A 16466-nucleotide genomic window follows, 5' to 3' on the forward strand; every position below is an offset into this window, starting at 1 on the left:
GCATGTCAGACTTGTCGCTTTGGGGGAAAGCGATTGCCATGAACCGGGTTGCGCTGCTGCTTGTCTGCGGCTGGCTGTCGGCGCCGTTTGCTGCGCTGGCGACGCCGGCACCCGCGGCAGTGGCAACCCCCCGCATGGATTTCACCATACCGCCGCAACCACTTCCTACCGCGCTGATCATGTTTGGCAAGCAGGCCAACGTCCAGGTGCTGACTGCTGGCGGGACGATCGCGAGCTTTCGCTCCGGCGGCGCGAGCGGAACATTCACTCCGGATGCTGCACTCGCCAGGCTGCTGCAAGGCACCGGATTGAGCTACTCATTCATTGATTCGGGAACCGTGGTCGTGAAACCCGCCGAACCCGACCCGACCCGGGCCGGCGCAGCTTCCATTAGCCCGAGTGTCGCCCATGCCAAGCTGCTCGCTCCTGTCGATGCCGAGGGCATCGTCGAGCCAGGCCCTGGCTACATGGTCGACACCACCAGAAGTGCCACGCGCACCGACTCCGATCTGATCGATGTGCCGCAATCGGTCAGTGTCGTCACGCGCGACCTCATGGATTCGCAGCAGATCCGTACGGTGGCTGACGCGGTTCGCAATGTTGCGGGGGTGCAATACATCGACGGCACCGACAGCTTGCCGAATTTCCAGATACGTGGCTTCAATCCCGGCAATGGCATGACCGACGGGATGCCCAACAGCATCACGGCACTAGGTGATTTTCCACCGTTGATCGGCGTGGAACGGGTGGAAGTGCTGAAGGGGCCCGAGGCCATCCTGGGCGACTCCATCGGCAACAACGACTTTGGCGGCCTGATCAATGTGCTCATGAAAAAGCCACAGGCCGACCCGGTACACGAGTTCAGCTACAGCATCGGAGAATACGGCGACATGCAGGCGGGCATCGACCTGGCCGGTCCGCTGGGCAGCGGCCATACGCTGACTTACCGGCTGGTGTTGTCCGACGAATATGCCGATCGCACGCCCCAGGGATATCACGGCCAGCGCAGCAGTTACCTCGCTCCCTCGATCGGCTGGCAGGGCGCGACGACGAAACTTACCGTCGGCGTCGAACGCATCCTCAATCGGCTGCCCATTCCCGATCACACCATTCTGTTGAACGGCTCTGTTTCCTCCGCCTCGCCGGCCGGGATCCTTCTCGGCAACCCGAGCGACCATTCCACTTACCAGACGAGCCGGTTCTATTACATGCTCGAACAAAAGCTCGGTGACGTATGGACGTTCCGCAGCCGCGGGCAATACGTAAGGCAGTCAACCGACCAGCAAGACTGGACCGTGAGCAATCCCACACCTACCGGTAACGTGGACGCGAGAGCGGAAGTGTATCGATACTCCAATGCGTATTACACGCTGCAGAACGACATCACCGCCACTTTCAGGCAGGGGCCGTTGACTCATACCGTGGTCGCCGGGTTCGACTACTCGCGTTCACTGATCGGTAATAGCGAGGATATTTTCAACAATATCCTCGGCGTGCCTTACAACATCTTCACTGGCGCCCCGCTGCCACCTGCTCGATCCGTCATTCAGCCAGCCAATGACATCTACGTACCCGGGAGCCCGTGGTCGGCCACCAATGGCGTATTTCTGCAGGACCAGATCGCGGTAGGCGAGTCTTGGGACGTCCTGTTGGCATGGCGGCGCTCGGCTTACGAACTCTCGACTGACGACGTCAATGGCAATCCATGGAATCTGCACAAGACGCAATGGGTACCTAGCGCCGGATTGGTCTACAAGATCACCCCCGATATGGCCCTCTATGGCAATACCACGAATGGATTCCAGCCTGATACTTGGCTGGGTAAGAATGGCCGCCCGCTTGCGCCCGCGCTATCACGCCAGATCGAAGCGGGCAGCAAGTTCGATCTTTTTCAGGATCGCGCGCGCCTGACCGTTTCGTGGTATCGCATCATGGTAGATAGCAGCTACGACCTGCAGTCTGCACAGCCCCCGTATTTTTATACGCCGGGCCCAGGTCAGACGAACAACGGTATGGAGATCGAACTCACTGGCCGAGTCGCCCCCGGTCTGAACATCACGACGAGCTACACCAATTCGCGCATCAGCAATCACGACGGCACAACGCCGACAGGCGTTCCCCGGCAGCATTTCAACCTATGGGCCAGCTACTGGTTCCCTAGCGGCGCGCTGCAAGGGTGGGGGATCGCTGGAGGCATCCTGGCACGCAGTCGCAGCGTTGGCCAAACAACGGACGACGGCACTTATTTCGACATACATGGTCAGGCCAGCGTCGATGCCAATGTGTCATACCGCGCTAAAAGCTGGAGCATGACGCTGGGGGTGAAGAACCTGTTCGGCCGGAACTTGCTCAGCGATAATTTTGACGAAACGTTTGTGCCGCTGCACGACAGGCAGATCTTTTTGTTGTCCGGCGCTTACGATTTATGAGCGCTCAAAACAGTCTCCGATGGGTGCGATCGCGTCGTCTTCGCCCCCTGTGTCCGGCGAATCAGCTCGGACTTTCTTTATTTCTAGGCGTTGCGGTTCGAGATAGGCTCTGAGAGCTTGTCGGGCCAGGCGGAAAAGAATGGCTGCTCAGACGCGATCCTAGGCGACAGGCAGCGCGCCATTCTTTCTGGATAGACGCCGCATTTCCCATGCGCTATTTGATCCTGATCAACTCGGGAGTCGCGGCAGTCGGTTAGCCTCGGCCTGCCGATTCGAGCCGGTTGAACACTCACGTCTGTCCCTGGCGCGCGATTCCACCCCTCCGATCGTCACAACCTTACAGCGGAAGGTGTCGGTGCTATGGTGGATCTGCTTTTCCGATCCTTGGATCACACACATGCCGCAGAACGGGCCATGAAACGCAGCGCCCTGCCTTTTGATCCGATCGATCTGCATCAGCTCAAGCGCAGCTGCGGCCACTGCGCACTCAGTGAACTGTGCCTGCCGGCGGGAATCAATCAGGCCGATCTGGAACGCCTGGACACGGCGGTGCGCGATAAGCGGGTGCTCGAACGTGGCGACCATCTGTATCGCCAGGGCGATGCGTTTCACTCGCTTTACGTCGTGCGATCGGGCTCGCTCAAGACCGTGGTGGAAAGCGACGAGGGCGACGCCCAGATACTGGGCTTTCATTTGCCCGGCGAATTGATCGGGGTCGACGCCCTGGCGAACGATCATCATCTTTGTGCCGCCGAAGCCTTGGAGCGCACCAGCGTCTGCGAGCTGCCGTACACACAGCTGCAGCAGGTGATGACCGAGGTGCCGTCGCTGCAGCGCCAGCTGATGCGCGTGGTCAGCCGGGAGGTGGTCGCCGAACAGCGCCATCTGGTGATGATGGGGCGCCAGCAGGCGCAGGAACGCCTGGCCATTTTTCTGCGCAGCCTCTCGGAACGCTATGGCCGCGTGTCGCGCGACACCGTGACATTGACGCTGACGATGTCGCGCTACGACATCGCCAATTATCTCGGCCTGGTGGTCGAAACGGTGAGCCGACTGTTTACCCGGATGGAGGCCGCCGGCGCGCTGGCGGTGAGTCGCAAGACCGTTTCCATCCTCAAGCCCGACTTGCTCGCGGCCATGTGCGGCACCCAGGACAGCGGCAAAAAAGAACCGACACGGCGATAGGCGATATCGCTTTTTGATTGATCTGGGTCAATGAAGCGATCGGTAGAGCGGGTAGAACGGTAATCCGGGAAAGACCAGAGCGCATCTCTGGTTTCGACTCGATGAACCGGAGTATGCCCATGTCGTCTTCCACGATACGCGAACAGACCGCCGCGCCGCACGAGTTTCCCGTCGTACCCGACGATCACTGGGTCGAACGGCTGCACGACGGAAGCTATGTGCTTATTCGTCAATTGCGCCAGGAAGATCGCGCGCGCGAGATCGAATTCATCCGTCGGCTCTCGCCCGAGTCGCGCAGGGCGCGCTTTCTCAGCGAGTTTCGCGAACCTAGCCCGGCACTTGTCGATCAGATGATGACCGTCGACGGCGATCGATCGGCCGCGTTTGTCGCGTTGGTGCATGACGACGGCACGCTGCGCGAAATCGGTATCAGCCGCTACGGTGCCACGTCCGAACCGGACACCGGCGAATGCGCGATCAGCGTTGCCGACGACTGGCAGCGTCGCGGCCTGGGAACGATTCTGATGCGTCGGGCGATGGGCATGGCGCTGCGCCATGGATATCGCAGGATGATTTCCCTCGATGCCGCGTCGAACGACACCATGCACCACTTCACCCATCGACTCGGCTTTTCGCGGTGCACCGACCCCGACGACGGCACGCAGGTGATTCACTCGATCGACCTCGTCGGAGCCTGATGCCATGAGCTTTCCGCTATCGCCTCGGCATCGGCTCCCTGCGGAATCGCCCTGCCGTGCCTGCGTTACGGCATGGATGGACGTGCTGAGTCATGGAGCCGGGCGGTGGCGGTCGGTGACCATCTCGCCGCCGGTCAGGCGTTGATTCGGGAAGCACAGGACAACAACGCAAGCCTGCTGGTGATGGGTGCCTACAGCCACTCGCGCATGCGCGAGCGCATTGACGGCGGGGCCACGCGACATGTCTTGGCCCGCTCCACGCTGCCGATCTTTTTGCAGCACTGAATGCGTGCGCTGGTCTCGATTCGAACGGACGACTGCAGATAACGCGCCGCGAGATTGAACCACCCCGATCGTCTACCGATTTTCCCCAAAGGAGTACACCGATGTTTTCCCGAATCCTTATCGCCACCGATGGTTCAGAGGTCTCTCTTCGCGCCGCAAAAGTGGCAATCGATCTGGCCAAGCGACTCGGTATCGGCGTGTATGCCTTTCATGTCGCCGCGCCGTACGAAGATGCCATTTTCGTCACGGACATCTATGTCGATCAGGACTTTTACAGCAGTCAGACCATCGCCTATGCGACGCGCAGCCTGTCGGATATTGTCAAACTCGCGGAAGAAGCCGGCGTGCCCTGCGCATCCAGCTACCGGCTCGAAAAACGGACCCACACCGCCATTTTGGCCACCGCCGAGGCCGAACACTGCGACCTCATCGTGATGGGCTCGCATGGCAAGCGCGGGCTTGATCGGCTGCTGCTGGGCAGCGAAACGCAGAAGGTGATTCTCAACACGCCATTGCCCGTGATGGTCTGTCGCTAACTGACCCACCCCACATTCGTTCCCGCGGGTAGGCAGGACGGAAGACGCTGAACAAACTTGTCGTGCTATGTGCAGGAAACCGGCGAAGCCTTCCACGTCCTTGTTCGAGACTATGCCAGACATCACCATCCGGCCGATCGATCGATAATCGCCGCGGCCCTCTGGATCGATGCGTCGAGGCGCATCGATCTGCCGATCGTAGGTAGCCGCTTTAACGCGTAATCCGTGGCGACCTCTCGACCGCTTGCTTGCGACCGCGAGGCCACCACGCCCCACTCAACTCAGCTCATCCGGCAACTCGGTATCCGTGGGCAAGCGAGCGGCTTCGTCGCTTGCATGCACTTCGTACCAGATGCCGTTGAGTACCGCGAATGCGCAGGCCAGGCCGAGGCCGAGAATCCAGGCGAAATACCACATGAGACTTACCTCCTAATAACCGGTGTGAGTGCGGCGAATGTGTTCCAGCGTGACGCGCCCGCGCAGCACGCGGTAAACCCAGCCGGTGTAGAGCAGGATGATCGGCATGAAGACCGCGGTCGCGCCCAGCATCAGCCCCAGCGTGCCTCGGCTGGACGAGGCATCCCAGACGGTCAGGCTCGATCGTGGATCCAGACTGGACGGCATCAGGAAGGGAAACAGCGCGAAGCCCGCCGAAAAGATCGTGGCACCCACCGTAAGGCCACTGAAGAAAAACGTGATGCGCGGGGAGTGACGATTCAATGCCACCACCACCAGAGCGCCGAGCAGAGCTAGCGCAGGAGCGAGCCAGAATGCCGGGTGCTCGGCATAGCTCGCCAGCCAGTTGCCGCCGCGGGCGACATCCTTGAGCAGGGGATTGGATACGCCGCCGGACGAGATCGCGCCGACCAGACGGTAAGCCGTTACGCCATGCAACAGGTACACCCCCGCCAAACCATACAGCGCGATAAAAGCGACCGAACACGCTTGCGCGATTCGCGAAGCGCGCCGTGCGATCTGCGGATCGCTCTTCAACGACGCCCAGCTCGCGCCGTGCATCAGCAGCAGTACGATACTGACCAGCCCGCACAGGATCGCAAACGGCTGCAGCAGGTTGAAGAAGCCACCCTCCCAGCTCATGCGCAGGTCGTCGTCGAAGCGGAACGGCAGGCCGAGAAAGAGATTGCCGAACGCCACGCCGCAGATCAGCATCACCACCAGCCCGGACACCGTCAGACCACCGTCCCAGATATTCCGCCACACCCGGCCGGGCATCTTGTTGCGGAAATTGAAGCCGACCGGCCGCACGATAAACGCCAGCAGCACGAGCAGAATCGCCTCGTACATGCCGGAAAAGGACACCTCATACAGCAGCGGCCACGCGGCAAACACCGCGCCGCCGCCGAGAATGAACCAGACCTGGTTCCCCTCCCACGTCGGCTCGATGGTTTCCAGCAGCACGCGGCGTTCCTCGTCATTGCGGCCCAGCACAGGCAGCAGCGCGGCCAGCCCGAAATCGAAGCCGTCCATGATGGCGAAGCCGGCGAGCAGCACGCCGAGCAGCAGCCACCAGATAATCCGCAGAACCTCGTAAGTGAACATGTGATCGTCCTCAGGACTTCAGCGGAACAGGGGTGAATGGTGCCGGGTTCGGCTTGATCGGTGCCGGCTCGATGCTCGCCGGCCAAAGCTCGAGCCCGTCGGGGCCTTTGCGGATGAACTTCAGCATCAGTACGACGTCGACGATGGCCAGCGCGCTGTAGAAAACGATGAAGCCGATCAGCGATCCCCAGACCTGGTGAGCACTCAGCGACGACACGCCCAGCGCCGTCGGCAACACCCCCTCGATCGCCCACGGCTGGCGGCCGTACTCGGCCACGATCCAGCCCAGCTCGATGGCGAGCCACGGCAGCGGCAGACTCCACAGCGCCACCTTCAGAAACCAGCGATGCCTGGTCAGCTCGCGCTTGCTGGCTTTCCAGAAGGCGAAGGCGAACAGCGCGATGAAATACATGCCGCAGGCCACCATCAGGCGAAACGACCAGAACAGCACCGGCACATTCGGGATCGTGCTGTCGGCGGCCTTCTGGATATCCGCCGGCGTGGCCTTGCGCGGATCGTCGACATAGCGCTTGAGCAGCAACGCATAGCCCATATCCTGATCGTGCGCGGCCAGCGTGGCCTGAGCCTGCACGTTGGACTTGTCCCGACGCAGCACCAGCATCGCGTCATAGGCCTTCACGCCCTCGCCGATGCGCCCCTTGGCCGTATCCACCAGCTCGGCGATGCCGGGCATCGTCTCGTCGGTGGAGTGCGTACCGATCAGACCCATCGCCCACGGGATCTGGATGGCCATATGGGTCGTGCGTTGCTGCACGTCGGGCATGCCGAACAGCGTGAACGGCGCCGGCGCCGGCTCGGTATGCCACATCGCCTCGATCGCGGCGAGCTTCATCTTCTGGTTCTGCGACACCGTATAGCCTGACGTATCGCCCAGCACCACCACCGACAGCGCCGCCGCGAGACCGAAGCTCGCCGCCACCGTCATCGAGCGCTTGGCGATATCCACGTTGCGACCGCGCAGCAAATACCACGCGCTGATCGACAGCACGAACATCGCGCCGAGCACATAACCCGCGCTCACGGTATGGACGAACTTGGCCTGGGCGACAGGATTGAAAAACACGTCGCTGAAAGACGTGACTTCCATGCGCATGGTCTGGGCGTTGAACTTGGCCCCTACCGGATGCTGCATCCATCCGTTGGCGATCAAGATCCATAGCGCCGACAGGCTGGTGGCCAGCGCCAGGAACCACGTCACGAACATGTGCTTCAGTGGCGAGATGCGATCCCAGCCGAAATAGAACAGCCCGACCAGCGTTCCCTCGAGGAAGAACGCCATCAGTCCCTCGATCGCCAGCGGTGTGCCGAAAACGTCGCCGACATACTGTGCGTAGTACGCCCAGTTCGTGCCGAACTGGAATTCCATGGTGACGCCGGTGGCCACGCCCATGGCGAAGTTGATGCCGAACAGCACGCCCCAGAACTGGGTCATGCGGCGCCATATCGTCCGGCCGGTCATGACGTGGATGCTCTCCATCACGGCCAGCATCCAGACCAGCCCCAGCGTCAGCGGCACGAACAAGAAGTGATAGAGCGCGGTCATCGCAAATTGCATGCGCGACAGGGTGACAACCTCGGTATCGACAATCATGGTGTGCTCTCGTGAATCGAAGGGGTGGCCGTGGGTGCCAGCAGTCGCTCGATGGCGTCATGACCGCGAGCGGGTTTCGGGTAAGGCGCAAAGGCGACCCACCAGAGCAGGGACAGCGCCGCGATCTTGACGATGACGATGACGATCAGCTCGAGCGTCAGGCGCGACGCCCATCGCCTGGAAGCCGGTTTGCGCGGAAAGAAGGGCGACGCCATCGTGCCTCCTAGAAACGCCAGCCGACGCTGAGTCCGTAAACGAGTGGATCGATCTTCGCCGTGCCTACGTGCGCACCGTTGACTCGCACCTTACTCCGGATGTCCATCCAGCGAACGTCGGCGGTAAGTATCCAGCGTTCGCTCAGGCGAAAGTCGACACCGCCGTGCGCCGCGGTACCCCAGCTATCCTTCGCCACCACGTGCGCGCCGAACAGCGGGCCCACGCCGTTCGCGTCGTAGAAATGCGTGTAGTTGACGCCGAGCCCGACGAACGGCGATACCGCCGAGCCCGCCAGAAAGTGGTAATTGACGCCCAGCACCGGCGGCAGCTGCTTGACCGTCGCCGCACGCTGTCCGTTCAGGCGCAGCGTGTGCTGAAACGGCAGCGCAGCGAGCGCTTCGAAACCCCACTGCGGCGTAAGCATGTATTCGATGCTGAAGGTGGGCCGCGTGCTGCTGCTGATGCTGGTCTTGGCGCCGGCCAGATAGCCGTTGTTCGAGGTCGGATCGACGATGTGCGCACCGAACCGCAGTACCCATGGGGTATCGGCATCCTGTGCCGAACTGTTGACCGCTATCGCGCAGGCCAATACGCCCAGCGCCAGCTGTTTCCATTGCGTCTTCATTGCTTGCGTTCCTTTTTTTGAAAGCCGTTGCCGATGTCGCCGGCATGCAACGCAATATAGGAAGTGGGCGCACCGCCCATGTTGAGCGAGATCAATTTGCCGTGCGTTAGGCGATATCCGATCGGCGAAGGATGCGTGCTTCGTTATTGATTTCGATCAAAGGTCGCCGGCACCGGCGCGCGTAAAACATAAGCGCGACGTCCATGGCGCCGATGCTGTCTTATCGACGCGTCGGCCACAGCCAGAAGGACTTGCGCGCTGACGATCTCTCCAGGAGAACACCGATGAATCTTTCTGCGCAGAACCCTCTTGCAAACGTTGTTTTGCCCGCCCGCGACATGCCTGCGCGCACGGTCGGCGATATTCTCGCCCTGATAACGGCAGGCGCCGCATGGGGTTCGTCCGCCATGGTGGCCGCTCGTCTCGCCGCGCGCTTTGGCACGTCGCTGACCGGCGCCTACTTCGATCCGGAGATCGTCACGACGGTGATGGGCGATGCGAGCATGTCGCCCTTTGCGCAGCCGCTCGGTGGCATCGGCAATGCTATCGACTCGCCCAACGGCCGCGAATTCGCCGCCTTCGCCCGCAGACACAACGCCATCGATACACATTGGACGATTCTGCGCACGCAGATTGCCCGAAGGCTGCACTGGCTGGGCTCATGGCACGACCTCGTCGTGCTGGAAAGCGATATGAGCAACGTCGAAAAGGTGCGCAGCATACTGAGCAACCTGCTGATCACCTGTCGCCTTCCCTGCCTCTTGCTGCCACCGAACTACCACGACTCGGCCCGGTTCGAACGTATCGCCATCGGGTGGAACAACAGCCTGTCGGCGACACGTGCCATCCACGCAGCGCGGCCGCTGCTGGCACAGGCGCACCAGGTCTACCTGCTGGACGGCACGTTGAGCTCGACCGACGAACGGGACGATTTCCCGCACTTCGATCCGTACCAGTACCTGGCTCAGGATGGTGTCACCGTGATTCCCGTCGAAGTGGCCGGAGACGCATCGGGAGAATCATTGCTCAGCTCCGCACGTCATGTAAGAAGCGACTTGCTGGTCCTCGGCGCCTACAGCCACTCACCATTGCGCGAACGCATTCTGGGCGGCGTGACGCGACACGCGATGGAGCATGCCGACATTCCGTTGTTCATGCGACATTGATCCGGCCATTCATCGGTGGCGTGTCGACAAAATGAAACTCGGACGCTCGGTTCACCAAGCTCCTGTTCCCGTATTCGACCGACGAGTTCAGCGGATCAAGCGCGCCGTCTCTTGATGTAGATCAATACCTATTCGAAGCGCGCCGACGAGACTTTACCGATGAACACGCCCACTCTAGAACCGACGTTCGATGCCTCGTTGTTGTCTTTTTACGACACCGCCGCCCCGCGGTACACGAGCTACCCGACGGCGCCCCATTTTTGCGAAGATTTCGGCAACGCCGCGCTCATCGAGGCGATACGCGCCTCCAACGAAAATCCCATTCCGCGGCCGCTGTCGCTGTACGTGCACGTGCCGTTCTGTTTCAGCCCCTGCTTCTACTGCGGCTGCATGCATGTAATCGGTCGAAATCCCGCCGTGGCCGATCGCTATCTGCGCGCCCTGCTGTGGGAAATCGAACGGCTCGCGCCCTGCTTCGACCGGGATCGCCCATTGATACAGCTGCACCTGGGCGGAGGCACGCCCAATTTTCTCGATCTTGCCCGGCTCGAGCGGCTGATGCATGCGCTGGAGGACAACTTCACTTTCGCCGCGCCGGATTCGAGAGAATTCGGGATAGAGATCGATCCGCGGTTTTGCGACGCCGACTATGTGCGGGGACTGGCCCGCCTGGGATTCAATCGAATCTCGATCGGGATTCAGGACTTCGATCCGGCCGTGCAGAGCGCCATCAACCGCGTCCACTCCATCGAAAAATCGCACGAGGTCATCCAGGCCGCGCAGCGGGCCCAATTCCGCTCGATCAACGTGGATCTTATCTACGGGCTGCCGCATCAGACGCCGGAAAGCTTTTCTGCGACGCTGGAAAAAGTCGTGGGACTTCAGCCCACTCGGATCGCCGTCTATGGCTACGCCCATCTGCCGGCGCTGTTTAAGGCACAAAAACAGATTCGCGCCGAAGATCTGCCCGACGCCGCACAGCGTTTGCAACTATTCGGCGTGGCCCTGGAGAAACTGTCCGCCGCCGGTTATTTCTATATCGGCATGGATCATTTCGCGCGCGGGGATGACGACCTGGTCGTCGCCCAGCTCGCCGGCACGCTGCAACGCAACTTTCAGGGCTACTCGACCTGCGCCAACTGCGACATTCTCGGCGTTGGCGTCAGCGCCATCAGCCGCATCGACGGAACATACAGCCAGAACCATCGCCAGCTCATCGACTATTACCGCGCCATCGAAGCGGGCGACCTGGCCGTCAATCGTGGCGTTATTCTCACCTCGGACGATGTGCTGCGCCGGGACGTGATCGGACGCCTGATGTGCCACGGCGAGCTGGATCGTGAGGACATCGGCCGAACCTACGACATCGACTTCGACAACTACTTCGCCGACGAATTGCGCCGCCTGACGCGCTATGCGCAGGACGGCTTGGTCACCCTGAGCACCGACCGCATCGCCCTCACCCCGCGCGGCCGCCTCCTCGTCAAGAACGTCGCCGCGTGTTTCGATGCCTACACCAGTTATGAGTGACGTAGAATTCCGAGATCCCGCTGGGTCATTGCCGGTTATCGAATCCTAATATTCTGTTCATGGTCTCTCCTTCAGCTCGTTACGAACGCTTAAGCACACTTACGCCGCTATCGCAGTATTAGCTGTAGCAGCCCAATGCGACATTCGTCACCGGCAAGACCCGGGCTGAAATAAGCGAACGGCATATGGTCATGCCGAATGATCCTTTTACCCTAGGCAACGAAATCTTTATGTTCGGACGTCTAGTCGTATGGACGTCTAAAGGACATGACCGTAAAGGCCGCTATAGCGCCGGGCTTGCCGGAAAGCACGCTTGATGCCGATAAGCTCGACCAGCTCAAGCGGCTGGCGGAGGGACTGACCGCGGCCGAGCTGTACTGGGTGGCGGCATGGAGTGCCTCACTGGCGGCGCAGTCCCAGCAAGGCGGTACGACAACCGCGGCGAGCCCCGCAAAACAAGCGGCGGCGATGTTGACCGTGGTCTACGGCAGCCAGACAGGCAACGCCAAGCGGCTGGCCGAGCAACTGGCCCGACGCGGCGAAGTCAGCGGCTTGCCGGTGCGCCTGCTCCGGGCCGATGCATACCCGCAGCGCGAGTTGGCGAAGGAGCGCTACCTGGCGATCATCATCAGTACTCAGGGCGAGGGCGAGCCGCCGGACGATTCGCGTGGCCTGGTCGAGTTCGTTCTGGGCAAGCGCGCGCCCAAAATCCCTTCCCTGCAGTTTTCGGTACTGGGGCTGGGCGATTCGAGCTATGCCGAGTTCTGCGCCATCGGTAACCAGCTCGACGCGCGGCTGGCCGAGCTCGGCGCGACGCGCTTTGCGCCGCTCGGTGCAGCGGACGTTGATATCGACACCGTCGCAACGCCGTGGCTGGAGAAAGCGCTGGAGCAGGCGCGCGAGCTGCTGAAGGCACCTGGCGGCAGCGTTACGACACTGCACGCCGTACAGCGCGAGCGTGCCCAGGACGAGGCGGCCACTCAGCCGCTGCATTCACGCGAGAGGCCTTTCCACGCGGTTGTTCTGGCGAACCAGCGCATCGTGTCGCGCGAGGCGGACCGCGACCTACGCCATATCGAGCTGTCGCTGGAAGGCTCTGGCCTCGCCTACCTACCCGGCGATTCGCTCGGCGTATGGGCGCACAACCCGCCGACGCTGGTGGCGCAGTGGCTCGATACGCTTGGGCTGGACGGCGGCATCGACGTGAGCTACGACGGCCGCACCCTGCCGCTGGCGCTGTGGCTGAAGCGCGAACGCGAGATCACCCGGCTCAGCCGAGCGTTTATCGTGTCACTGGCAGCGGTCAGCGGTCACGATGAGCTGGGTCGCTTGCTGCAGCCGGCGCATTCCGCCGAGCTGGCCGAGCTGCTGAATACCTATCAGCCGATCGATCTGCTTCGACGCTACCGAGCGACCTGGTCGGCAGATGCGCTGATCGCCGCGCTGCGGCCACTGACTCCGCGACTGTATTCCATTGCCTCCAGCCAGGCCCAGGTGGGCGAGGAAGTGCATCTCACCGTGGCGGTGGTGAATTACGAAGCGCACGGCTCCCGTCACTGGGGCGCCGCGTCAACCTTTCTTGCGGCGGTGGACGAAGACGGCACGGTGCCGGTCTTCATCGAGTCGAACGACCGCTTCCGCCTGCCGGCAGACGCCTCGCGCGACATCATCATGATCGGCCCCGGCACGGGCGTGGCGCCGTTCCGCGCCTTTGTGCAGGAGCGCGAGGAGACGGGCGCCGCCGGGCACAACTGGCTGTTCTTCGGCAACCGGCATTTTGCGCAGGATTTTCTCTATCAGACCGAATGGCAGGCGGCGCTGAAGAAAGGCGCGCTGCACCGGCTCGATCTGGCGTTTTCACGTGACACCGCGGAAAAAATCTACGTGCAGCAGCGTCTGCGCGAGCGCGGAGCCGAGCTTTACGCGTGGCTGGAAAACGGCGCCCATCTCTATGTCTGCGGTGATTCCACCCACATGGCGAAAGACGTGCACGCGGCTCTGATCGACGTGGCCGTTACCCACGGCGGCCACTCGCCCGACGACGCCAAGGCATGGCTCGCCGACCTGATGCAGCAAGGGCGCTACGCCCGCGACGTGTATTGATATGACGAATTCAGATCCAGCGAAAACCAAACCATCCGCGCCACCGTCCGACTTCGAACGGGTCAAGGCGGCCAGCAACTTTCTGCGCGGCGGCATCGTGGAAGGTCTGGCCGATCCGATCACGGGCGCGATCAGCGACGACGACAACAAGCTGCTGAAATTCCACGGCAGTTATCTGCAGGACGACCGCGACCTGCGCGACGAGCGGCGCAAGCAGAAGCTGGAGCCTGCGTTCTCCTTCATGCTGCGCGCGCGCCTGCCCAGCGGCGTGGTGACGCCGGCGCAGTGGCTGGTGTTCGACCAGATCGCGCGCGTGCACGCCAACGGCACGCTGCGCATCACCACGCGGCAGACGTTTCAGTGGCACGGCATCATCAAGCGCAACCTCAAGCCGACCATCGCCGCGATCCACGCGTCGCTGGCCGGTACCATCGCCGCCTGTGGCGACGTGGTGCGCAACGTGGTGAGCACGGCCAACCCGATCGAATCGGCGGCGCACGCCGAGGCGTATGCACTGGCCACGATGCTGTCGAACGAACTGGCGCCGAAAACCAGCGCGTACCACGAGATCTGGCTCGACGGCGAAGCGCTGGTCGCCGAACCGAAGGCGGAGAAGCCGGCAGTCAAGGACAGCGAACCGCTGTACGGCCCGACCTATCTGCCGCGTAAATTCAAGATCGGCCTGGCGATTCCGCCGCTCAACGACGTCGACGTGTTTGCACAGGATCTGGGCCTGATCGCGATCATCGAGAACGGCGTGCTGCACGGGTTCAATGTCGCCATCGGCGGCGGTATGGGCGCTACGCACAACGACGATTCCACCTATCCGCGGCTGGGCAGCCTGATTGGCTTCATCAGCCCGACCCAGCTGCTGGCCGTGGCCGAAGCGGTGGTCACGGTGCAGCGGGACTGGGGCAACCGCAGCGAACGCAAGCATGCACGATTGAAGTACACGCTCGACCATCGCGGGCTGGACGCGTTCAAGGCCGAGATGGAATCGCGCCTGGGTTTCACGCTGGCACCGGTGCAGCCGTATCGTTTCGACCACAACGGCGACCGCTACGGCTGGGTGCAGGGCCACGACGGCCAATGGCATCTCACGCTGCACATCGAATCGGGCCGCCTGGCCGACGTGGGCGAGCGGCGCTGGCTGACCGGACTGCGCGAGCTGGCCAAGGTTCACACGGGCGATTTCCGCATGACCTGCAACCAGAACGTGATCGTGGCGAACGTCGCGCCGGCCGACCGGTCGCGCATCGATACCATCGTTCGCGAGCATGGTCTGGACGACTATCTGCAGCAGAGCGGCATTCGTCGCCACACGGTCGCCTGCGTGGCGCTGCCGACCTGCGGATTGGCGATGGCCGAAAGCGAACGCTATGTACCGCTGCTGCTGCCGAAGCTGGAAGCCCTGCTCGATCGACACGATCTCACCGATGCGCCGATCCTGCTGCGCCTGTCCGGCTGCCCGAACGGCTGCTCGCGCCCCTACCTCGGGGAGATCGCGCTGGTCGGGCGCGGACCGGGTCGCTACGACCTGCGCCTGGGTGCGGATTTCCGCGGCGAGCGCTTGAACCGGCTCTATCGCGAGAACATCGACGAAACCGCCATTCTCGGCGCGCTCGATCCGCTGTTCGCGCGCTACGCCGCCGAGCGGAATGACGCCGAAGGCTTTGGCGACTTTCTGCTGCGCGCCGGCGTACTGCCGCCGCCCTCGCGTCGTATCGCCTCGCAGGTGGTGACATGAGCGAACTGACGCCGCCTTTCGACTTAAATGACCCGCAGACTCTGCCGCGGATCAACGCGGAGCTGGCCACGCTGACGGCGCAGGAACGCGTGGCCTGGGCCTTCAGAAACACGCCAGGCACCCACGTGCTGTCGTCCAGCTTCGGCGCGCAGGCGGCGGTGTCGCTGCACATGCTGACGCGGCAGCGGCCGGATATTCCCGTGGTGCTGATCGATACCGGCTACCTGTTCGCCGAGACCTATCGGTTCATCGATGAGCTGACCGAGCGACTGCAACTGAATCTCAAAGTCTATCGGCCGCGTATCGGCGTGAACTGGATGGAGGCGCGCTATGGCCGCCTGTGGGAACAGGGCGTCGATGGGCTCGACCGCTACAACCACATCCGCAAGGTCGAACCGATGGAACGGGCGCTGGACGAGCTCGATGCACACGGCTGGTTTTCCGGCCTGCGCCGCGACCAGTCGCGCAGCCGCGCGGATATCGACTTTGTCGAGCGCCCCGGCGAGCGCTGGAAATTCCATCCGATCGCCGACTGGACCGACCGCGATGTCGGCGTGTATCTGAAAGAACACGACCTGCCCTACCACCCGCTGTGGGACGAGGGCTACGTATCGATCGGCGACCGCCACACCAGCCAGCGGCTCGAACCCGGCATGGAGCCGGAGGACACGCGCTTCTTCGGGCTCAAGCGGGAGTGCGGCATTCACAAGATCGGTTGATTCGCCCGGCACGAGTCCACCGTGCATGCGCCTCAGCGTGACACGGTTTGGACGT

Annotated in this window: 15 protein-coding genes; 10 read left to right on the forward strand and 5 right to left on the reverse strand. The window is 62.3% G+C overall.

What is annotated here, in order from left to right:
* Positions 1 to 38 precede the first annotated feature (38 nt).
* From HDE78_RS10255 to HDE78_RS10275, 5 genes are all read left to right on the forward strand, one after another.
* The gene (locus HDE78_RS10255; protein ID WP_179478923.1) at positions 39 to 2429 is read left to right on the forward strand and encodes a TonB-dependent siderophore receptor; all 2391 of its coding nucleotides are present in this window, start codon (positions 39 to 41) and stop codon (positions 2427 to 2429) included.
* 414 nt (positions 2430 to 2843) lie between these two features.
* Positions 2844 to 3614, forward strand: coding sequence for a fumarate/nitrate reduction transcriptional regulator Fnr (gene fnr / locus HDE78_RS10260; RefSeq protein ID WP_179478925.1), 771 nt, complete (start codon positions 2844 to 2846; stop codon positions 3612 to 3614).
* A 119-nt stretch (positions 3615 to 3733) separates the two neighbouring features.
* The gene (locus tag HDE78_RS10265) at positions 3734 to 4312 is read left to right on the forward strand and encodes a GNAT family N-acetyltransferase (protein ID WP_179478927.1); all 579 of its coding nucleotides are present in this window, start codon (positions 3734 to 3736) and stop codon (positions 4310 to 4312) included.
* A 72-nt stretch (positions 4313 to 4384) separates the two neighbouring features.
* A complete protein-coding gene (locus HDE78_RS10270; protein ID WP_179478929.1) occupies positions 4385 to 4597 on the forward strand; it encodes a universal stress protein in 213 nt (70 codons plus the stop codon).
* A gap of 101 nt (positions 4598 to 4698) precedes the next feature.
* Positions 4699 to 5133 carry a universal stress protein gene (locus tag HDE78_RS10275; RefSeq protein WP_179478931.1) on the forward strand — a complete coding sequence of 145 codons (435 nt, stop codon included), beginning with the start codon at positions 4699 to 4701 and terminating at the stop codon, positions 5131 to 5133.
* Positions 5134 to 5409: 276 nt separating this feature from the next.
* Here the strand turns inward: HDE78_RS10275 and cydX are convergent, their stop codons facing one another.
* Genes cydX through HDE78_RS10300 form a run of 5 tightly spaced genes read right to left on the reverse strand, consistent with a single transcriptional unit; the run spans position 5410 to position 9146 of the window.
* Positions 5410 to 5550, reverse strand: coding sequence for a cytochrome bd-I oxidase subunit CydX (cydX, locus tag HDE78_RS10280; RefSeq protein ID WP_179478933.1), 141 nt, complete (start codon positions 5548 to 5550; stop codon positions 5410 to 5412).
* Between the two features lie 12 nt (positions 5551 to 5562).
* Positions 5563 to 6693: a cytochrome d ubiquinol oxidase subunit II gene (cydB, locus tag HDE78_RS10285; protein WP_179478935.1), complete on the reverse strand. Its 1131-nt coding sequence runs from the start codon at positions 6691 to 6693 to the stop codon at positions 5563 to 5565.
* A 10-nt stretch (positions 6694 to 6703) separates the two neighbouring features.
* Positions 6704 to 8305: a cytochrome ubiquinol oxidase subunit I gene (locus HDE78_RS10290; RefSeq protein ID WP_179478937.1), complete on the reverse strand. Its 1602-nt coding sequence runs from the start codon at positions 8303 to 8305 to the stop codon at positions 6704 to 6706.
* Positions 8302 to 8520 (reverse strand): cytochrome oxidase putative small subunit CydP, encoded by a 219-nt coding sequence (cydP, locus tag HDE78_RS10295; protein WP_179478939.1) that lies wholly within the window; start codon positions 8518 to 8520, stop codon positions 8302 to 8304. Before cydP ends, HDE78_RS10290 begins: the two co-directional genes overlap by 4 nt.
* Positions 8521 to 8528: 8 nt before the next feature.
* Positions 8529 to 9146 carry an OmpW family outer membrane protein gene (locus HDE78_RS10300; protein WP_179478941.1) on the reverse strand — a complete coding sequence of 206 codons (618 nt, stop codon included), beginning with the start codon at positions 9144 to 9146 and terminating at the stop codon, positions 8529 to 8531.
* A gap of 284 nt (positions 9147 to 9430) precedes the next feature.
* Between HDE78_RS10300 and HDE78_RS10305 the strand changes: the two genes are divergently transcribed.
* From HDE78_RS10305 to HDE78_RS10325, 5 genes are all read left to right on the forward strand, one after another.
* Positions 9431 to 10312: a universal stress protein gene (locus HDE78_RS10305; RefSeq protein ID WP_179478942.1), complete on the forward strand. Its 882-nt coding sequence runs from the start codon at positions 9431 to 9433 to the stop codon at positions 10310 to 10312.
* A gap of 159 nt (positions 10313 to 10471) precedes the next feature.
* Complete coding sequence (gene hemN / locus HDE78_RS10310; RefSeq protein ID WP_179478944.1) at positions 10472 to 11842, forward strand: oxygen-independent coproporphyrinogen III oxidase; 1371 nt, start codon at positions 10472 to 10474, stop codon at positions 11840 to 11842.
* 267 nt (positions 11843 to 12109) lie between these two features.
* Positions 12110 to 13945 (forward strand): assimilatory sulfite reductase (NADPH) flavoprotein subunit, encoded by a 1836-nt coding sequence (locus HDE78_RS10315; RefSeq protein WP_179478946.1) that lies wholly within the window; start codon positions 12110 to 12112, stop codon positions 13943 to 13945.
* Between the two features lies 1 nt (position 13946).
* Positions 13947 to 15692 carry an assimilatory sulfite reductase (NADPH) hemoprotein subunit gene (cysI, locus tag HDE78_RS10320; RefSeq protein ID WP_179478953.1) on the forward strand — a complete coding sequence of 582 codons (1746 nt, stop codon included), beginning with the start codon at positions 13947 to 13949 and terminating at the stop codon, positions 15690 to 15692.
* Entirely contained in the window at positions 15689 to 16411 is a 723-nt protein-coding gene (locus HDE78_RS10325; protein ID WP_179478955.1) for a phosphoadenylyl-sulfate reductase, read from the forward strand. Before cysI ends, HDE78_RS10325 begins: the two co-directional genes overlap by 4 nt.
* The last annotated feature ends 55 nt before the right edge of the window (positions 16412 to 16466 follow it).

This window comes from Rhodanobacter sp. K2T2, from assembly GCF_013408815.1.
Taxonomy (GTDB): domain Bacteria; phylum Pseudomonadota; class Gammaproteobacteria; order Xanthomonadales; family Rhodanobacteraceae; genus Rhodanobacter.